The sequence below is a fragment of the Microcoleus sp. bin38.metabat.b11b12b14.051 genome (genome assembly GCF_013299165.1).
Taxonomy (GTDB): domain Bacteria; phylum Cyanobacteriota; class Cyanobacteriia; order Cyanobacteriales; family Microcoleaceae; genus Microcoleus.
In genome coordinates this window covers 97,233-116,214 of sequence record NZ_JAAFKD010000020.1, presented here as the reverse complement: position 1 = coordinate 116,214, position 18,982 = coordinate 97,233, and the positions used below count along the sequence as shown (strand labels likewise).

Sequence of the window (18,982 nt, the reverse complement as noted above, 5' to 3'; positions counted from 1 at the left end):
GTTTTGTCTTGCTGTTGAGTCAGGAATACCCTTAATCTAGCGCCCATATATTGAGTTACTTCAGTAGATGTATTCTTTTTGTTCACTTATCTTAACATAGTTTGGTTTTTTTGCGCCGACTTACTTAGTGGGTTGAAATTCGCAAATAGTCTTGTGCCAACACCTAAATCCTCGTCAATCGGCAAGTGCGGGAGCAATGCTATACCCATCCAGGGCGATCGCATATTTGCGATCGCTCCTCATCCAAAATCTAAAATCTAAAATCGCCCTAAGTTCCTGCTTTCAATTTTCCCATAGTTTTCTGAAATCTCCACAGCAGAAATGCCAGAAACAGCCATTGAGCAAGGATTCCCAATCCCACAAAAGGTATTGCTGTTGGTTGGTCGAACTGCCAAAACCCGTAGCCGAATAGCGTCCAAAGTGCGGCGCTTGCAGGAATGCGATCGGGCATGAGTTCCAGAACTATGAGCATTAGGGGAGCCAAGATCGACCAAAGGCTCAATCGACAGTGCGCGCACGCCATTGGATTGCGAATTTTTGTCGCACCAACTTGTTGAACTAAGGTGGCGTAAATTAAGATCGTATTCGTCGTACACAGAATTAACAAAGCTGTTTCTACAAGTTTTTGAGTGCCGATACCTATCCAAAATAGCCAAGGTACTAACACCACATTTGCGATGATGAGATGGATAACAACAGCCAGCAACATAGGGCTTCGATCTGACAAAATTAAGTTTTGCCAGCTCGGAGAATCATAGCGCGTCCAATCTAATAAAGCTTGGCGTTGAGGGCAGATAGCAAGCATTAACAGGAACAGCAGGATAACGGTCAAAACGTACAGAAAGATAGCTCCCAAAATAGCGTAATCCGCATCCGCCAAGCTTGGGGGTAGTAAAAAGCCTAGAGCGAGAACTTCTACACAAGCTAAAATCGCATAACTTTGCCGTTTCCCGATCGCGCTCGATCGAGGTTTGTCGAAACTCCGCAACATTATTCGCCACAGCACAAACGTAGTAGTGCCTAACACCGCTAAAGTAAAAGTGTGAGAGACAACACCTATCGTGTTAATCGGGAGAAAAAACCACAAAACGACAGGCTTTTGGTGTCCTAATATTTCTGAACTCGCCAACAGCGGCCGCCATGTGATGTTGATGTTCCAGCTCGTGTACAAAGGCGAGATATAGAAACCGGCGATCGCAGCACCTCCAAAGGCTGCTAAGGCTGTTGGCATTTGCTGGTTCTTTAATCCCTGTGTTTCACCTCTGAGCGCGCAGATCGTCACTGTGCTGTAGCAGATAGCGCATCCCGGCACGAGCATCAGATAGACGCTGGCAATCAGGGGTGGTGAAATCCCCGATCGCAAGCCAGCAAAGCAGTGCAGGGGAACCACCAGCCCTAGGGCAATATACAGCAGTACGGGAACGCCCAGCATTTTACCCAGCAGAATCTGCCACGCCGGAGACGGACTCAGGCGAATGAAATTGAGAGTTCCCCGTTTCTGTTCGTGTCCGATGTCGCTGACAATCGAATAACTTCCGAAGGTAAATGTTACGTAAGGCAGCATCAAAGTGATGATTTTCCACACCGGCAGCCAGCGGCTTTCTAGGAGGGAGCCGGTATTTGGCGAGATAATCAGCAGTAAAAGAATTTGGCAGATGACCGAAAAGGACACCGCTGCAATCACTGTTTGGGGTTTGAGTCTACCGCGAAGTTCCCGCAGCAGTTGCGGATTCCAGTTACCTAAACGATCGATCAAAACTGAGTTTGTCATCGGGGAATAGATAGATAGGATGGTTGACTGTTTCTGTTTGCTTTCAAGCTAACTCCAGGACGCATCAACCTCAAAGAAACCGGGTTTTTTACCTAATCTGTGGGTTAGAGCGCATAATTTTCGTGAAAAAACCCGGTTTCTAGCCACCAGTGCGTCCTGGACTAAAGCTGTTTGCTGAATGTACCGTCTTTCTCTGGCCGTTGGGTGCGATCGGGGAATGCAGGAGGCAAATCTGTAGCAGTTATTGTCTCGTTCATCGTCGTTTCCCGTGCAATTACTGTCAATTGTCATCCGAAATTCTAGCAATCTGATTTGATTGTTCAGGTAATATTAGCTAAAGAAAGCTAACCACAGCGGCAGCATTAACAGTAACCCGACGGAAGTGAGGGCGATGCTGCTAGCTAACAAATCGCGATCGAGCTCATAAATTTCTGCTAAAATCAGCACCGAAAGAGCTGTGGGTGTTCCCGACATCAACACCAAAACAAATCTCGGATCGCCGCTCAATCCAAAAAAACTAGCACCAAATCCGAGCAGCACTGGCACAATTAGCACTTTTAACAGCGACGGGATTAATGCTAATTCAAAACTTTGCCATGTTTTAATAGCTCTCAAGCGGATACCAACCAGCACCAAAGCACTAGCTATTACCCCCAAAACGGCGGTTTGCAAGCCCGATTCTACGGTCTCAGGTAGGGGGATATTTCTAGTGAAAAAACCTATGATAAATGCCCACAGGGCGGGAACTGTCAGCACGTCCCGAAGCTGAATCCACCAGTGATTTTTTTCCTCGGAATGGCCGAAATAGCTGGCAATAAGTACACCAAAACCGTAGCTGCCGATCACGTTGTTGGTGACGCTGTATAAGACTGCCCAGTTGTTGTTATCGCTGCTGATGATGGCGGGGGTGATTGCTAATCCGACAAAGCCGGTATTGCCTAACATGGCAGCTAGGATAAAACTGCCTTGGCTCGATCGCTTCAGCGAATTAAAATTAACTAAAAATAAATGTAGCCAAGAATCTTTGCTCACAAAATATGGCTTTTGGACGTAGGCCGCACTCAGCCACCGCAACAACAGCCAAGTCAGCCAAGCTAAACTCATACTCAGAAATAACACGAATATGGCGATCGCCGGTGTGAATCCCATTGCACCCGAAAAATCGCTCTGACGTGCTAAAACTAGAATTTGCAGCGGTATCCCAATCCAGAACAGAAAGCCGCTTAGCAGCTTAGGAAAATCAACCGGGATGTATCGAAACAGCAGCAGTCCCAAGCCCGTCGAGATAACTAGAGGCGTATAAGCGTGAAATAACGTTTCAACCATAAAATTTTAACTTGACAATTAGAAATACCTCTATTGATTAATAGTAAGGCGTAAAACCCGTAGGAAAAAATCAATTTATCGTTAGCGCCATCTCCGTAGAGGCGGGTTCCGCTAACGATTTGTCTTGCCTTTTCCCAACTTATGTGCTGTGTTTTCCTGTAGTTTCCTTCACAGCGAAACAAGGCGATACTAAACCTGCCCATTAGCGGGCGCCGCTCAATTCAATTTCAAAGCATTAACAGGCACATCATCCCAAGAGCTAACAATCCGCAAGGTAGCAACCCAGCCCTGCTGTTTTTGCTCTGCCGTCAAATTCTGTTCAAAAGATTCGTGGCATTGCTTGGCTTGAGTCTCATCGCCACAAGCAATGCAAGCATAAAGAATACCCGACGGGTCGATTTGCTCGTTTACCCAAATAATCACGATCTGCTCTCTCAATCAAAATCTAGTGTCACTTAAATTTTCCTATACTTTTGCCAATTATTTACTAGGATTTGCGTCACAAAAAATTGACCCATGGCTAGCCAGAAACTGGGTTTTTCGCGAAAATATTTTGTGTCAAACCGCAGCGGCCACAAAAACCAGGTTTCTGACAATTTGACGCACGAGTGCCCAGAAACCTGGTTTTTCCCGAAAATATTTCGTTCCAAACCGCAAAGCCCGCAAAAACCCGGTTTCTGAGCATTGACGCACAGGTGGCGAGAAACCGGGTTTTTCCCGAAAATATTTCGTTCCAAACCGCAAAGCCCGCAAAAACCCGGTTTCTGAGAGTCCCAGCGCGATCGCACTTCCCGATCGAATCACTTCGAGGCCAAACTCGCCAAAGACTCCCCCGCCACCCGGCAAATCCGCCAGTCGGGCATGACATCCGCACCGATACCCTTGTAAAATCCGATCGCCAATTCATTCCAATCAAGCACGCTCCACTCCAAACGCCCGCAGCCCCTTTCCACCGTCAACCGCGCCAAATAAACAATCAAAGACTTGCCAATCCCCCGCCCCCGAAACTCAGGAAGCACAAACAAATCCTCCAAATAAATCCCCGGCTGAGTCAAAAAAGTAGAATAATTGTAAAAAAATAGCGCCCAGCCGACAATTTGACCTTCGCATTCTGCTAAAATCGCTTCAGCAAAAGGGCGATCGCCAAACAAATGATTTTCCAAATCAACCGCATTACCAGTCACAGCGTGAGACAGCTTTTCGTACTCAGCTAAAGCCTTAATCAAATCAAACAGCACCGGCACATCGCCGCGGGTAGCCGGACGCAAAATCACCTCATCAGACATAAATCAATAATTAGTATTGGTCATTAGTCATTGGTCATTGGTCATTCTACTTGTTATACCATTTTTTTTAAGTTATGAGAAACTTTCATGAAAAGGTAAAGGAAATAATTACAAAGTCCAATTGTCCTGTATCTCTATCAGATGTTTAAAAAATGGTATGACCATAACAAAAAAGGTTCGTAGTGTGGACTTTAGTCCGCAATAAGAGCGGACTAAAGTCCACACTACGAACCTTACACCATTTTTTTAAAGTTATGATAGAGTTTTATGAAAAGGTCAAGGAGATAATTACAATGTCCAGCGGTCGTTTATCTCTATTGCATCTTTAGAAAAATGGTATTAGCAGGCAGGAGCCTGGGAACGAGTTAATAAGGTAAACCCGCGGAGGCGGGTTTTATTTGTATAGACGCGAATTCCATTCGCCGTGCGATATTTAAGACTTTTCACAATGCAAACTCAATGCTTTTTAGCTTATTTTAACCAGCCCTTCAATCGTTCCGTCACTTGAGGGCGGCGCAGCTTCCGCATTGCCTTATTTTGAATTTGACGGACTCGTTCGCGGGACAAATTGAACAAACTGCTGACTTCTTCTAAAGTATAAGGTTCGCCAGTGATCAAACCGTAACGCATAGCCACAATCTCTTTTTCCCGCTCAGTTAAAATATTATCCAACACCTCCAAAATATCTTGGCGCATCATCATCTCATTCATCTGAGCTTCGGGAGATTGAGTTGCGTTATCTTCAATAACATCCAAAAGTTCCGAACTTTCTTCCGTGCCGATGCGGTGGTTGAGAGACAAAGATTGTCTGCGTACTTGCTGGAGGTAACGAAGTTGTTCGGCAGTAACTTCCATTTCTTTAGCAAGTTCCGATTCAGTGGGATTGCGTTGAAGAGAACGCCTCAAATCCCGATAAACTCTTTTGAGTTTATTTAACTGTTCAACAACGTGCACCGGCAATCGAATTGTCCGCCCTTGATTGGCAATGGTGCGGGTAATTCCTTGGCGAATCCACCAATAGGCATAGGTAGAAAATTTGTAACCCTTCTCAGGATCGAACTTTTCGGCGGCTCGGTTCAAACCTAAAGCTCCTTCCTGAATTAAATCAAGGAAAGGCACGCCCCGATTGAGATAACGTTTGGCTATGGAAACAACCAAGCGCAAATTCGAGCTGATCATTTTCCGTTTCGCCGACTGACACTGGTAGCGTATCTGTTGCAGTTGAGTTTCGCTCACCCCCAAAGCAGTAGCGATTTCAGCTTTTGTTGGCACTCTGTCCAATTCCTGCTTTAAACGCTCTTCTAGTTCCTGAAGGGCTACCAATTCTTGAACGCGACGCGCCAACTCTACCTCTTCGGTGGCACTCAGTAGAGGATAGCGAGCCATTTCTTTGAACAAAGCTCCCACGGGATCGTCGGCAGACCAACTGTTGTATGCTGACGATCTACTTACCGTCGGACGATCGATCTCGGTGTCCTCATCCTCTGCGATTTCGAGTGAGGCTTCGGATTCCACCGCAAAACTGCCTAGGTCAGATTTTGCCATATAGTGCTTGGTGTCCGTGGGATGATTTGAAAACTATCCCTTCACTTTAACCAATTTAATCAAAAATTTCCGAAATCTACCTAGAAGTTCGTGACTGATATCAGATTGCCCCAATCTTATACATTTTTATTGAGTTCGAGCCAATAAAGGAGCTGCCTGCAATAACTGCTGAGTATAAGGGTGCTGCGGATTAGTAAAAATCTCCCGAGTCTTCCCAATTTCCACAATTTTTCCTGCATTCATTACCGCAATGCGATCGCAAAAAAATCTCGCCACCCACAAATCGTGCGTAATAAACAGATAAGTCAAATTAAATTCCTGCTTTAACTCCAGCATCAGTTCTAATACTTGAGTCTGCACGCTAGCATCCAGCATACTCACCGGTTCGTCGCAAATAATTAGTTGCGGCCGAGTAATCAAAGCCCGTGCGATGGAAACCCGCTGCTGTTGTCCTCCTGACAGTTCCCCCGGATAGCGGCGAAAGAAATCCTCCCCAGGAGTCAAACCCACCCGCTCTAACATTTGGATTACTTGTTTTTTAGCTTCTTCTCCATTAGCTAATTTGTGAATCAACAAAGGGTCAGCAATACTTTGGCCGACTGTCATCATCGGATTCAAGCAAGCATGGGGGTCTTGAAATACCATTTGCATTTGACGGCGGTGTTTCCTGACAGCATCGCGACTAAGGGCAGTGATATCTATTCCTTGAAATTCCACTTTGCCACCCGTCGGCGGAATTAGCCGCAAAATTGTGCGCGATAACGTACTTTTGCCGCAACCGGACTCCCCTACCAGCCCCAGGATTTCCCCCCGTTCTAGCTCTAAGCTAACGCCATCTACTGCTTTAATTACCTGCCGATTTCTCGAAAATAACTGGTCTAATAAATTGCTTTCTAAACTGTAGTGCTGCTGCAAATTGGTGACTGTCAAAAGAGGTGAATTTGACTCGGACTTAAGCTGAGAATTTTCTCGTTCCCCTCTTCCTTCTTCCTTCTTCCCTATTCCTTCTTCCTTCTTCCCTCTTCCTTCTTCCTTCTGAATGTGCAAAGCTGCTTTGAGGAGCGATCGAGTATATTCATGTTGCGGGCGTTCAAAAACATCCAGCACCGGCCCAGTTTCCACGACTTTGCCGCCGTACATCACCGCAATGCGATCGCAATACTCAGCCACCATCGCCAAATCGTGAGAAATCAGCAAAATCGCCGTTCCTCTTGAAGCGCAAAGTCTGGTCAATTCCTGCAAAATCTGGGCGGCGACAGTGACATCCAAACTCGTCGTCGGTTCATCCGCCACAATCAACTTCGGATCGAGCAAAAGAGCCAAAGCAATTGCCACTCTTTGGCGCATTCCGCCGCTAAATTCGTGGGGAAATTGTGACCAGCGAGACGCCGGAATTTTCACAGCATCCAAAATCTCGATCGCCCGTTGCTTAGCTTCCTTGCGAGCCAAATTCGGTCTGTGAGCCTGCAAAGTCTCGATGCAGTGTTCCCCAACAGTCATCAAAGGATCGAGACGAGTCATCGGATCTTGAAAAATCAACCCCACAGCTTCGCCCCGAAAGCGTCTCAGCCGCGAAGCATCCATATCAAACACCGACTCTCCCCCAAAACCAATCCGCCCCTCCACCAGCGTCGAATCCGGCAACAACCGCATCGCAGCCCGTCCCAAAGTTGACTTACCGCAGCCAGACTCCCCAACCAATCCCAGTTTTTCCCCCGGTTCCAGCGTCAGGGAAACCCCATCAACGGCCCAACCGGATTGGCCCCGCCGCTGAGGATAAGCTACTCGCAGATTTTCAACGGAAAACAAAGAAGAGTCATTAGTCATTAGTCATTAGTCCTTAGTCTGTTGTCTGTTGTCTGTTAACTGTTGACTGTTAACTGTTGTCTATATTTATTATTTCTCAATATACTGACGGTTAGTTGTTAGTTATTAGTATTGTTCAGGACTTATTAGTTATTGGCAAGACACCGATATGCTGTTGGTAAATACCAATAAAAATTGCTACAAACAAAGATTTTATCACTACATCATTAACCGACCAACCGCTTCTCTTACTAACAACAGTCAACTGTCAACAGTCAACTGTCAACAGTCAACTGTCAACTGACTACTGACTAAATTTCCCTTCGCTTCAACTCAGCTCTCCGCAGTATATAAGTAGCCGCACAATCAGCGTGGGGATGGTCTGCTAAAACTTCCGCGAGTTCCAACACATATCCGGCGATATCCGGGCCCAGCTTCTCAGTCAGCACTTGACGCTCCCGAGCGGCAAGTTCTTGCACGCGGGCCTTAGCTTGCCAGTTGGGAGAAAACATCTTGTCAATCTGGGTATGGAATCCCAGACTTTCGAGAATGTCCCACTCGCCGTTATCGCACCAAATGCCTCCGCACAACATACAGCGCTCTATGTAAAAGGGCACTCTGCTGAAGGGAACTTTCGCCCGGGACAGATAGTGACCGTCTTCGGGACACAGGGCGGCTTTGCTGTCGTAGGGAGACGGCGTGAATTCTATGCCGAGAGTGCCTGTCGCCTCTGGCTTCTCGGATTTGTTGTACCACAGGCTGTGCTCTTTCTGCCAAGCTTCGTATTCTTTACCTGGAATCCAGATACCGTAACAGTTGGGACACCACTGCACCGACATACTGCCGGCTAAGGTGCCACCGTCTAAGTTTGGATGTTTACATTTTGGACATTCCACCGCTTTATTTCTCCTTGCCTTCTCTATTCCCTGTTTATTCAGTTATTAATTCTGCATCTGGACGGGCTCGCTCAGCAGCAGATTTTTTTTGCAGCACCGCACCGCAGTAGCCAATTAACGTGTTTAGTCGCTCCGCAGCAGCAGTTTGCCTCGCCTCTGCTGTCGCTGGCTGCTTCGCAGCTTGCAAAAACGTGACATCTGTCCCCAATAACCGCAGTTGTTTGTGAATTTCCGTCAAATAGGACTGCTCTGGGGGGGGTTCTGAGGCGTCTAACTCGCCGCTGTCGGCTCTCATAATTTGGTTGCCGAAAAATTGTTGCACTTTTTTGTATTCGATCGCCAGTGCTGCCCGATCGACCTTATCCTGTGCAACAGTTCTTTGTAGCTGTTCGAGTGCTTGCTCTAATTCTTCGTAGCACTGGCGGCGATCTTCGGACAATATCATGATTTTGTCAACTAATTTGTCTTTATAATCAAAGTAGATTCTTGCTTAAGGTTTGCTCATATTCAACGAAGCCCTGCCTTTTTGCACTAATTCTCTGTTTTTTGAGAAAATTTAACTCAGTGGGGGGCGTGACTCGATCGCTCTGGTTTCTGCTTTGAGTTTAGCGTTGCCTGTAAATGTCGATCGCCCGCCTCACCAAAAACAGGTGCCGTGTCCCCATGTTCGCTAGAGTGGATATCTTCAAATTTTAGACCTTAGTTCCAGCTCGGTTGATTCATCTGTCGAGTAAAATCTAAAATCTAAAATCTAAAATCTAAAATCTAAAATCGACTGACCTCCACTGCTACCGCCAAAATATCCCCATCTTACCCGATCGAGCCACCGCAGCGGCGGCCGTGGAGTCACTATATTTTCCTACCTGCGACGGGGGGCAGATCGCAATTAGATAGGTATAGTTAACAGAAAAATCGACTATTTTTGGGAATTGCAAATTGTGGCATTCAATTAGTTTAGTATAACTAAACACATAATTTCCGCAATTCAACCCAAAACCGGCTTTTAACCATTTGTATTTCTAACTTTTAAAGGTGTACCCCATGAACGCGAACACTCTGACTCCCTCGAACGCGATCGATCCTTGCATAGTTCCCGATTGGCTGCAAGAATGCCTGAATGCTCGATCGCAAGCTGATGAAGCCCCTAACCCGAATTCCTCAACTGACAACGGCTTAATTTGTCGGGCATTTGAATTTGCCCGCGACTTGCACGAAGGACAGTACCGCAAATCAGGAGAACCTTACATTTGCCATCCCGTAGCTGTAGCTGGAATACTCCGATATATGGGCGGAAACAGCGCCATGATTGCCGCCGGTTTCCTCCATGACATTGTGGAAGATACAGATATTACCCTCGAAGAAATAGAACAGCGGTTCGGCGCGGAAGTGCGACAATTAGTCGAAGGTGTCACCAAGCTTTCTAAGTTTAATTTTTCCAGCAAAACAGAGCGCCTTGCCGAAAATTTCCGCCGAATGTTTTTAGCAATGGCTAAAGATATTCGCGTGATTGTCGTCAAACTCGCAGACAGGCTGCACAACATGAGGACTTTGGAGCATTTGTCCGAAGAAAAGCAGCGCAGCATTGCCCTAGAAACCCGAGAGATTTTTGCTCCCCTGGCGAACCGTTTGGGCATCGGGCGCTTTAAGTGGGAATTGGAAGATTTAGCGTTTAAATACCTGGAACCGGAAGCTTACCGCGAAATTCAGGACTTGGTGGCAGTCAAGCGGGGCGATCGAGAAACTCAACTCGCAGAAGTCACAGATTGTTTGCGAGAAAGGCTTGACAATTTAGGCATAAAATGCTACGAAGTCAGCGGTCGTCCCAAACATTTGTACGGGATTTATGGGAAGATGCAGCGGCGGCAAAAAGGCTTTAACCAAGTCTACGATATTGCTGCCGTGCGGATTATAGTAGAAAGCAATGATGACTGTTATCGCGCATTGGCGATCGTCCACGATTCATTCCGCCCGATTCCCGGCCGCTTCAAAGACTATATCGGTTTACCAAAAGCCAACCGCTATCAATCTTTGCACACCGGAGTCATTGGCACCAGCGGCCGCCCCATCGAAGTCCAAATCCGCACCGTAGCAATGCACCACATTGCAGAATACGGCATTGCAGCCCACTGGAAATACAAAGAAACCGGCGGCTCCAACACCACAGTTACCGGCGACGACGAAAAATTTACCTGGCTGCGACAACTGCTAGAATGGCAAACCGATCTGAAAGACGATCGCGAATATCTACAAAGCATTAAAGACAACTTATTCGACGAAGATATCTACGTTTTCACTCCTAACGGAGACGTAATAGCCCTCAACAGCGGGTCAACACCCGTAGATTTTGCGTACCGCATTCACACAGAAATAGGCAATCGCTGCACCGGCGCCCGAGTCAACGGGCGAATGGTGACACTAGACAAGGTTTTAAAGAATGGCGACATTGTAGAAATCTTGAACCAAAAAAACGGCCATCCGAGTTCCGACTGGCTGAATTTTGTCAAGACAAACGGAGCAAAAAACCGAATTCGGCAGTGGTTAAAGCGATCGCACCGAGATGAAAACCTCGCTCGCGGGCGGGAATTGCTCGAAAAAGAATTAGGTAAAAACGGCTTAGAATCCCTGCTAAAATCTGAGCCCATGCAATCGGTAGCTCAGCGCTGCAACTACCATAGCGTCGAAGATTTAATCGCAGGTTTGGGCTACGGCGAAGTCACCCTAAATCTCGTAGTAAATCGACTGCGAGATTTAGTAAAAGTCCAGCAAAAAATAGAAGCTGCACCCACAGGAATCCAGGAATTGCCCGTGCAAATACCTGCATCGACGACACCCAAGCCCGTACCGAGTTCATCTCCAAGCAAATCGCCGATCGCAGGTGTAGAAGGATTACTCTACCATTTAGCAGGCTGTTGCTGTCCAATTCCCGGCGAATCAATTATTGGAGCAGTGACTCGCACCCGTGGCATTTCGATTCACCGTCAAGGCTGTTCAAATGTTGAAAGCGTACCGGGAGATAGATTAGTTCCCGTGAGTTGGAATTCCACCAACCGCAATGAATCTCGCCCTAATACTTATCCGGTTAACATTCAAGTAGAAGCCCTCGATCGCGTGGGAGTTCTCAACGATGTATTATCGCATTTGAAAGACAACAAAGTCAACGTCCGCAGCGCCCAAGTCAAAACATATCCAGGATTGCCGGCCTTAATTGACTTGTGCATGGATATTCAGGATAAAGAACAGTTCGAGCGGACTTGTATGCAGATTAAAAATATGAGCGATATTTTGAATTTGCGTAGGCTGAGCGAAGCTGAGTGAATCAAATTAAGGGGAAAGACGGCGGTTGAAACCGCGTCTTGTCAAACGAAGAAAGACGGCGGTTGAAACCGCGCCTACACAAACGAAGAAAGACGGCGGTTGAAACCGCGCCTACACAAACGAAGTCCGCACTTCGACAAGCTCAGCGACCACCTCCGCGGACTGAAGAAGATAACGTAATATTCACCGTTCATTCTTCAACCTGCGGAGGCAGGTTTTGTCTGTGTAGACGCGGTTTCAACCGCCCGTTCGTTCGCCCGTTCATTCGCCCGTTCATTCGCCCATTCCTCCTTCAACCTGCTCCCGTCACGTGAGTGTTTGTATAGACGCGGTTTCAACCGCCCCGTATTCTTTATTTCACCGGAATTACGGGCTTGGACTCGCCCAACTTTTGCTGCAAAAACTGCCGCGCTACTTGTGCGGCATCCTGCTGTTTTCCGTCAACTTGATAGTTGAGTTGTCGCATATCTTCCTCCGAGATTTTGCCGCCCAACTCTGCGAGTACAGGACGCAATTCTGGGTATTTCTCCAAAATTTGCGATCGCACAACCGGAACAGCTTCGTAGGGCGGGAAATAGTTCTTATCATCTTTCAGCACTACCAAACCCAAACTTTGAATCAAACCATCCGTCGTATTACCAGCAATCACATCCACTTCTTTTTGTTGCAGCGCTTGAGTAAGCAATCCTAACAGCAACTCCTTTGGTTCTTCCGCAAATTTTATCCCGTAAGTTTTAGCTAAACCGGGAAAGCCATCTTCTCTTTCTTTGAATTCTGGGCCAAAACCAGCGCGCAATTTTGGTGCAGCTTGGCTTAGTTGCGAGAGAGTTTGCAAGTTAAGTTTTTTGGCATCGTCTCCCCGCACAATGATCGCAAAACTGTTATTAAATCCCAGGGGTTCAGTCCATTCTGCTTTAAACTGTTTGGGATATTCTTGTTTGAGGTAAGTGAGGACTTTTTTGGGGTCAGAAATCGGCTTTTGTTTGAGAATGTTGGCAAAAGCTGTACCTGTATATTCGACGTACAAGTCGATTTTTCCTGCTGTTAGGGATTGATGGCAAAGCGAGCCTCCGAGGTTGAGCTCGCGCTCTACTTTGATATCCGTTTTGGCTTCGATGTGCTGTGCTAAAATTTCTGCGAGAATGACTTGTTCGCTAAAGTCTTTCGAGCAAATCACAACTTGTTTTTGAGAACTAGAATTGCAGCTTGTGACTGCTAACAAGCAAAGCAATGATACGCAGGAAGAGATTAACTTGATTTTTGATATTTTCATGAGTTATTAAGTTATCAACTTTACCATTAATCTTTGCTAATTTTACAGCGTTACTCTGTAGGTTTGTGAATAACATTTTTTTATTAACCGCAGAGAACGCAGAGAACGCAGAGGGAGAAAGAAAGGGTTCTCAAATGATTTAGGATTGCTAGATTTTGGCATTTTATACCACAAATCCTGCTTAAATACTCGCTTTATTAGTCTCTTAGAGAGGGACGAAAGTTTGTGTAGTAGCGGTTTCAACCGCCCAGCGGATTTGGTATTACCCATTATCTGTTGTCTTGTTGTAACATTTATTTATAGACATGGAGGACAAAAGATGGTATTCAGTGTCATCGATATTATCCGCCAGCAGCGACAATTTTTTGCTACTGGGAAAACTAAAGATGTGGATTTTCGGATCGAACAACTCAAAAATCTCAAAAGTGCGATCGCCTCCAATCAATCACGGATTGTGGATGCTGTCAAGGCTGATTTGAACAGGCCGGAGTATGAGGCGTATTTTGAAATTGCTGCGATCGCAGAAGTTAATTATGCCATCAAAAACGTGAAATCGTGGGCTAAGCCGAAAAAAGTGCCGACATCGATCGATCAATTCCCCGCCTCAGCCCGCATTTACCCGGAACCTTTGGGCGTCGTTTTAATCATCGGGCCCTGGAATTACCCGTTTCAGCTCATGATATCACCTTTAGTCGGGGCGATCGCCGCTGGCAACTGCGCTATCCTCAAACCCTCAGAAATCGCCTCGCACACGTCGGAAGTAGTCGCGGATATGATTTCCAAAACCTTCGATCCCGCCTACATCTGCGCGATCGAAGGAGGAGTCGAAATCAGCAAACAATTATTAGCCGAAAAATTCGACCATATCTTCTTTACTGGAGGCACAAAAATCGGTAAAGTAGTCATGGAAGCCGCCGCCAAACACCTCACACCTGTAACATTAGAATTGGGTGGAAAAAGTCCTTGCATTGTTGACTCAGATATTCAAATTGAATATACTGCAAGACGGATTGCGTGGGGCAAATTTATCAATGCCGGTCAAACTTGTATCGCTCCAGATTACCTGTTAGTTGATAAAAAAGTTAAACCCGCTTTGATGCAAGCAATTAAAACAGCAATTCACGAATTTTACGGCGACGATCCACAGAAAAGTCCCGACTATTCCAGAATTATCAATCTACATCATTTAGGACGTTTGGCAGAGTTTATCAAAGATGGTGAAATTGTCGTCGGCGGCCAAACAAATGCCGCAGACAAATATATTGCGCCGACGGTAATTGACAAGGTTTCCTGGGATTCGCCAGTCATGCAGGATGAGATTTTTGGCCCGATTTTGCCCGTTTTGGAGTATGAGGACTTCGGAGAGGCGATCGCCCAAATCAACGCCCGCCCCAAACCCCTAGCTTTGTATTTGTTCTCGAAAGATAAGGAGAAACAGGAGCGAGTTTTGCGCGAAACTTCTTCCGGCGGAGTTTGCATAAACGATACGGTTATGCAAGTCGGAGTCACAACTTTACCTTTTGGCGGAGTTGGCGACAGCGGCATCGGCAGCTATCACGGAAAAGCTAGTTTTGATACTTTTTCGCATCAGAAAAGCGTGCTGCAAAAGTCATTCTTGCTTGACTTAAAATGGCGCTATGCTCCATATATAGGTAAGTTAGACTTGATCAAGAAAATTATCGGTTGAGCGCTCGACTACTTGTGTCAATATAATCTGGGCGTGATTTCACCAACATCTACAATACAAATAAGATAGTGGTGTTATTTCGCCGTTGTTAGCTCGATTAAATAGGTTTGTAGTGCGGACTTTAGTCCGCAGAATTGGATGCGGACTAAAGTCCTCACTACAAACCTTGTGATTTGATGTCTGAAAAAATTGCTCTTTTAACAAAAGCAGGTAAAAGCTTGCGCGCAGCCAAGTTGTTAGCTCGATTAAATAGGTTGGTAGTGCGGACTTTAGTCCGCAGAATTGGATGCGGACTAAAGTCCTCACTACAAACCTTGTGATTTGATACCAGAACAAATTGCTCTTTTAACAAAAGCAGGTAAAAGCTTGCGCGCAGCCAAGTTGTTAGCTCGATTAAATAGGTTGGTAGTGCGGACTTTAGTCCGCAGAATTGGATGCGGACTAAAGTCCGCACTACAAACCTTGTGATTTGATGTCTGAAAAAATTGCTCTTTTAACAAAAGCAGGTAAAAGCTTGCGCGCAGCCAAGTTGTTAGCTCGATTAAATAGGTTGGTAGTGCGGACTTTAGTCCGCAGAATTGGATGCGGACTAAAGTCCTCACTACAAACCTTGTGATTTGATACCAGAACAAATTGCTCTTTTAACAAAAGCCAGTGAAAGCTTGCGGGCAGCTAACTTGTTAGCTCGATTAAATAGGTTTGTAGTGCGGACTTTAGTCCGCAGAATTTGATGCGGACTAAAGTCCGCACTACAAACTTTTTAAAATTAACGAAATCAGATGCTGGGAAATCAGTCACTTGCTTAATCTTAATTGAGTTAAAATAATGTCAACTCTTACCATAAAACCTTATGTTTCCTAAATATCCCGTGCCTCAAACAGAGCCGCCCCGATCGCCAAAAGAAACGCTCCCCACGATGTACGATCTACCTAGCGAAAATCTGGAGGAACCTGGTTTGCCCGACGAATTTCACGGCTTGCAACCGCAGTTGCTGAGCTACACCTTCCGCCCTTCCAACTATTCGGCTTCCCAAATATTTACCGGAAGCGACATGAATCTTTACTACGACTCGCGTCACCCGCTGTGGTACAAGCGCCCGGATTGGTTTGGAGTTGTGGGAGTTTCCCGATTGTATGATGAAGTTGATATGCGGCTGAGTTATGTGGTTTGGCAAGAGGCTGTGAATCCTTTTGTGATTGTAGAATTGCTGTCGCCGGGAACTGAAAAGGAAGATTTGGGAGAAAATGATGGGGAACAATTACAGTCTGCTTCTGAACAAATAGCAGGTAACGGTAATATAAACCACGAACAAACTCAGGAAAAACCGCTCAGAAAATGGCAGGTTTACGAGCAGGTTTTGCGGATTCCTTATTATGTTGTTTTCAGCCGCTACACTAATCGATTGAGAGCTTTTAAATTGAACGGAGCTCGGTATGAAGAATTAGAACTTTCTGACTCGCGCCTATGGATGCCTGAGATTGATTTAGGCTTGGGTTTGTGGCAGGGAGATTATCTGGGAGTCGATCGACTGTGGTTGCGCTGGTACGATGGTGATGGCAATTGGATTCTGATTCCCGAGGAGCGAGCCGAGCAGGCGCAAGAGCGAGCCGAGCAGGCACAAGAGCGAGCCGAGCAGGAAAGACAGCGTGCTGAGACTGCGGAAACTCGGTTAGAATCTTTGATGCAAAGACTGCGGGAATCTGGCATCAATCCCGATCGATTCTTGAACCGTTAATGCTGGTGATTTTTTAGGAAGACTTACGCACTACGAACCAAGGAACCGGGTTTTGTCAACTGAGATTAAGCGTTACAAAACTAGGTTTCCGATCCGTGCTTAAATTTGATTCACTTTACAAGCAGAATGTCGATGTAGTAAAATCACTACTCAAAGGCGATTTTGAGTATCTCTAGTGAAAAAACTGTTATCATTTCTTGCCATTTGGGCGATCGCCTCTGCATCTTTAGCTAATTACATTCCACCGAGCTACGTGCTGCGACTAGAAACTGTCAAACCGGGACTGTTGCGGGTAACAAATACTTCTACTGCGCCGATTTATGTCACAAGCTTTGTCCTGCTAAACCACACAGTCAACGAACTCGGCAAACGAACCGGAGAAGTTAATAAAATCTTGGTGCGTGTAAATGCAGCGATCGCTCCAGGGCAAAGTCTACTAGAATCAATTAAGGCTTATCCATATCGCACAACGGCAAATACTGAGCTTGTGCAGTGGAATGAGAAACGCAAAGTTCACCGAGACGGATTGTTGATTTGTTTTATTAACGATTTTAATCACAATGTCTTTGTAACTCCTAACGGACATTTGCCCTGTCCGAAATAATTCAAATCAGAAATGTCATACTATCTGTTAAATCTTTTCGCCAGCAATTTATGGAACCTCTATTGAAAGAACATTGTGCCGCTTGCCTTCCAAACTCTCCCCGCGTCACAGCTCACGAAATTATCCAACTTAAGCCTCAAATTCCTGACTGGAATTTGATTGAAAAAAATGGGATTCCTCAATTAGAACGTGCCTACAAATTCCGGGATTTCAAAAGTGCGATCGCCTTTACTAACAGCGTCGGCGAAGCAGCAGAAACTGAAGGGCATCACCCCGCACTGTTAACCGAGTGGGGAAAAGTTACTGTTACTTGGTGGACTCACTCGGTTTCTGGGCTGCACCGCAACGATTTTATTATGGCTGCGAGGACTGATGCGATCGCACATCAATTCTCAACCTAAAATCAAACTTATCGGCTGATAATAGTCTCAGAAGTCACAGCGCCAAGCACGGGTGAATGCGGTTGATTTGTATTCAACAATTCCAGATTTAGTCGGTAGCCGACATTCCGCACGGTTTGAATTAAACTCGGCTGTCGTGGGTCTATTTCGATTTTTTTACGCAAAGAGAGTACGTGAGTGTCTATCGTCCGGGGGTTGTCAATCGCATCAGGCCAGGCGCGACGCAGCAAATCCGATCGCGAAAGCGGCACTCCTCCAGCTTGAGCCAGCACGTACAGCAGGCTGAATTCCTGGGGAGTCAGCTCGATGTGTTCCTCGTGCAGCCTGACTCGGCGCTGTACCAAGTCAATTTTGAGCAGCCCGCATTCGAGCGTCGCCGGCGGTACCATTGTGCGGTTGCGACGCATCAGAGCTTCCACCCTGGCCATAAATTCTTGCATCCCAAACGGTTTAGTTAGGTAATCGTCGGCGCCCGACTTCAAACCTTCCACAATATCCGCTTCCGAATTCCGCGCCGACAGCATCAAAATCAGCGATTGCTGTTGCTGTTGCAGCCAGCGGCAAAATTCTAAACCGTCTCCATCAGGCAATTGGGCATCGAGAATGACTAGGGTTGGCTGGCGGCTGAAAAATATTTCCCTAGCATGACTGATATCCGCTGATTGGTGCACCCAGTGACCGACTTGCTGTAGGTGCCAGCCCAAGAGCGATCGCAGGTGCGGATTTCCTTCAACAATTGAAATACTTGCAGATCCCACAACGGCGAGCTTCCCTTATCACTAATGGCTACCAGGTTAACAGAGCTTTTGTCAAGGTTTTGTAACCATCGCTACTCAAGCATAAGCTGCGTTTAAAGCTGCGAACAAACCTTTAGTATGAATTTTAAAGATTTGGTCAAATTGCGATCGTCAGCCCCCATAAACGTTAAATGATTCTGGCGATGAGCTTACAATAAGAATAGGAAAGCTTATAGCCGATCGATCCCATGCCCGAACCGCCTGCTTTGACCGCAGCCCCCGACAGAGTACCAACTCCTAGGAGGTTGACAAATCGCGCAACTGAAACTAAAATTCCTGCAACCGTTCGCTCGGTAGCCGGAACACTCACTCAGTTCGATCGCCAAATTCAGCAATATCCTGACTCTATTAAACGCACAATGAATTATGTAGGTGCGCGCGATGGAGTTGAGCTACTGCATTGCAGAGAGTGAAATTTTTTATGGAGGGTAGTAGCCTGTTGAGCAGGGTAAAAACTTTTATTTAGCAATCGCCTCTCTTCTGAGCTTGCTCAGTGTGAATCCGGGCAGTTCCTAAATCCCGCCGTCATTATACACACCA

At 46.2% G+C, this 18,982-nt stretch carries 18 protein-coding genes; 5 read left to right on the top strand and 13 right to left on the bottom strand.

The annotated features are described in order from the left end of the window. Positions 1-268: 268 nt before the first annotated feature. The 10 genes from QZW47_RS20695 to QZW47_RS20650 form a co-directional block, all read right to left on the bottom strand. Positions 269-1,771, bottom strand: a complete 1,503-nt coding sequence (locus QZW47_RS20695; RefSeq protein ID WP_293130632.1) for a hypothetical protein — start codon at positions 1,769-1,771, stop codon at positions 269-271. Between the two features lie 330 nt (positions 1,772-2,101). Beyond that, the gene (locus QZW47_RS20690; RefSeq protein ID WP_293130629.1) at positions 2,102-3,097 is read right to left on the bottom strand and encodes an AEC family transporter; all 996 of its coding nucleotides are present in this window, start codon (positions 3,095-3,097) and stop codon (positions 2,102-2,104) included. Between the two features lie 216 nt (positions 3,098-3,313). Next, a complete protein-coding gene (locus QZW47_RS20685) occupies positions 3,314-3,520 on the bottom strand; it encodes a glycogen debranching protein (protein WP_293130626.1) in 207 nt (68 codons plus the stop codon). Positions 3,521-3,655: 135 nt separating this feature from the next. After that, positions 3,656-3,901 carry a hypothetical protein gene (locus QZW47_RS20680; protein ID WP_293130623.1) on the bottom strand — a complete coding sequence of 82 codons (246 nt, stop codon included), beginning with the start codon at positions 3,899-3,901 and terminating at the stop codon, positions 3,656-3,658. Further along, on the bottom strand, positions 3,898-4,383 hold the full coding sequence (locus QZW47_RS20675; RefSeq protein ID WP_293130620.1) for a GNAT family N-acetyltransferase: 486 nt from the start codon (positions 4,381-4,383) through the stop codon (positions 3,898-3,900). Before QZW47_RS20675 ends, QZW47_RS20680 begins: the two co-directional genes overlap by 4 nt. 471 nt (positions 4,384-4,854) lie before the next feature. Beyond that, complete coding sequence (locus tag QZW47_RS20670; protein ID WP_293130617.1) at positions 4,855-5,928, bottom strand: RNA polymerase sigma factor, RpoD/SigA family; 1,074 nt, start codon at positions 5,926-5,928, stop codon at positions 4,855-4,857. A gap of 126 nt (positions 5,929-6,054) precedes the next feature. Continuing rightward, positions 6,055-7,755, bottom strand: coding sequence for an ABC transporter ATP-binding protein (locus QZW47_RS20665; RefSeq protein ID WP_293130614.1), 1,701 nt, complete (start codon positions 7,753-7,755; stop codon positions 6,055-6,057). A gap of 290 nt (positions 7,756-8,045) precedes the next feature. Beyond that, the gene (locus QZW47_RS20660) at positions 8,046-8,630 is read right to left on the bottom strand and encodes a zf-TFIIB domain-containing protein (protein WP_293130611.1); all 585 of its coding nucleotides are present in this window, start codon (positions 8,628-8,630) and stop codon (positions 8,046-8,048) included. A gap of 34 nt (positions 8,631-8,664) precedes the next feature. Beyond that, a complete protein-coding gene (patD, locus tag QZW47_RS20655; protein WP_293130608.1) occupies positions 8,665-9,075 on the bottom strand; it encodes a heterocyst frequency control protein PatD in 411 nt (136 codons plus the stop codon). A 343-nt stretch (positions 9,076-9,418) separates the two neighbouring features. Next, complete coding sequence (locus QZW47_RS20650; RefSeq protein WP_293130605.1) at positions 9,419-9,601, bottom strand: hypothetical protein; 183 nt, start codon at positions 9,599-9,601, stop codon at positions 9,419-9,421. A 70-nt stretch (positions 9,602-9,671) separates the two neighbouring features. Here QZW47_RS20650 and QZW47_RS20645 point away from each other — a divergent pair, with 70 nt between their 5' ends. After that, positions 9,672-11,945, top strand: coding sequence for a bifunctional (p)ppGpp synthetase/guanosine-3',5'-bis(diphosphate) 3'-pyrophosphohydrolase (locus QZW47_RS20645; RefSeq protein ID WP_293130602.1), 2,274 nt, complete (start codon positions 9,672-9,674; stop codon positions 11,943-11,945). 352 nt (positions 11,946-12,297) lie between these two features. Here the strand turns inward: QZW47_RS20645 and QZW47_RS20640 are convergent, their stop codons facing one another. Then, positions 12,298-13,218, bottom strand: coding sequence for a glycine betaine ABC transporter substrate-binding protein (locus QZW47_RS20640; RefSeq protein WP_293130599.1), 921 nt, complete (start codon positions 13,216-13,218; stop codon positions 12,298-12,300). Between the two features lie 319 nt (positions 13,219-13,537). On the opposite strand from QZW47_RS20640, the gene QZW47_RS20635 reads away from it, so the two are divergent. The 4 genes from QZW47_RS20635 to QZW47_RS20620 all read left to right on the top strand — a co-directional run bounded on the left by QZW47_RS20635 (position 13,538) and on the right by QZW47_RS20620 (position 17,645). Further along, on the top strand, positions 13,538-14,905 hold the full coding sequence (locus tag QZW47_RS20635) for an aldehyde dehydrogenase (RefSeq protein WP_293130596.1): 1,368 nt from the start codon (positions 13,538-13,540) through the stop codon (positions 14,903-14,905). A gap of 850 nt (positions 14,906-15,755) precedes the next feature. Next, positions 15,756-16,640: a Uma2 family endonuclease gene (locus QZW47_RS20630; protein ID WP_293130593.1), complete on the top strand. Its 885-nt coding sequence runs from the start codon at positions 15,756-15,758 to the stop codon at positions 16,638-16,640. A 175-nt stretch (positions 16,641-16,815) separates the two neighbouring features. Beyond that, positions 16,816-17,244, top strand: a complete 429-nt coding sequence (locus QZW47_RS20625; protein ID WP_293130590.1) for a hypothetical protein — start codon at positions 16,816-16,818, stop codon at positions 17,242-17,244. A gap of 50 nt (positions 17,245-17,294) precedes the next feature. After that, the gene (locus QZW47_RS20620) at positions 17,295-17,645 is read left to right on the top strand and encodes a 4a-hydroxytetrahydrobiopterin dehydratase (RefSeq protein WP_293130587.1); all 351 of its coding nucleotides are present in this window, start codon (positions 17,295-17,297) and stop codon (positions 17,643-17,645) included. A gap of 8 nt (positions 17,646-17,653) precedes the next feature. Here QZW47_RS20620 and QZW47_RS20615 read toward each other — a convergent pair whose 3' ends face one another. Together QZW47_RS20615 and QZW47_RS20610 are read right to left on the bottom strand one after the other, a co-directional pair. Further along, a complete protein-coding gene (locus QZW47_RS20615; RefSeq protein ID WP_293130584.1) occupies positions 17,654-18,403 on the bottom strand; it encodes a response regulator transcription factor in 750 nt (249 codons plus the stop codon). Positions 18,404-18,569: 166 nt separating this feature from the next. Then, the gene (locus QZW47_RS20610) at positions 18,570-18,752 is read right to left on the bottom strand and encodes a hypothetical protein (protein WP_293130581.1); all 183 of its coding nucleotides are present in this window, start codon (positions 18,750-18,752) and stop codon (positions 18,570-18,572) included. Positions 18,753-18,982 lie beyond the last annotated feature (230 nt).

What these genes read in the sequence shown, in the direction of transcription:
- QZW47_RS20695 (WP_293130632.1), bottom strand. Translation starts at nt 1,771, where the DNA reads ATGACAAACTCAGTTTTGATCGATCGTTTAGGTAACTGGAATCCGCAA.
- QZW47_RS20690 (WP_293130629.1), bottom strand. Translation starts at nt 3,097, where the DNA reads ATGGTTGAAACGTTATTTCACGCTTATACGCCTCTAGTTATCTCGACG.
- QZW47_RS20675 (WP_293130620.1), bottom strand. Translation starts at nt 4,383, where the DNA reads ATGTCTGATGAGGTGATTTTGCGTCCGGCTACCCGCGGCGATGTGCCG.
- QZW47_RS20670 (WP_293130617.1), bottom strand. Translation starts at nt 5,928, where the DNA reads ATGGCAAAATCTGACCTAGGCAGTTTTGCGGTGGAATCCGAAGCCTCA.
- QZW47_RS20665 (WP_293130614.1), bottom strand. Translation starts at nt 7,755, where the DNA reads ATGACTAATGACTCTTCTTTGTTTTCCGTTGAAAATCTGCGAGTAGCT.
- patD (WP_293130608.1), bottom strand. Translation starts at nt 9,075, where the DNA reads ATGATATTGTCCGAAGATCGCCGCCAGTGCTACGAAGAATTAGAGCAA.
- QZW47_RS20645 (WP_293130602.1), top strand. Translation starts at nt 9,672, where the DNA reads ATGAACGCGAACACTCTGACTCCCTCGAACGCGATCGATCCTTGCATA.
- QZW47_RS20640 (WP_293130599.1), bottom strand. Translation starts at nt 13,218, where the DNA reads ATGAAAATATCAAAAATCAAGTTAATCTCTTCCTGCGTATCATTGCTT.
- QZW47_RS20635 (WP_293130596.1), top strand. Translation starts at nt 13,538, where the DNA reads ATGGTATTCAGTGTCATCGATATTATCCGCCAGCAGCGACAATTTTTT.
- QZW47_RS20630 (WP_293130593.1), top strand. Translation starts at nt 15,756, where the DNA reads ATGTTTCCTAAATATCCCGTGCCTCAAACAGAGCCGCCCCGATCGCCA.
- QZW47_RS20620 (WP_293130587.1), top strand. Translation starts at nt 17,295, where the DNA reads ATGGAACCTCTATTGAAAGAACATTGTGCCGCTTGCCTTCCAAACTCT.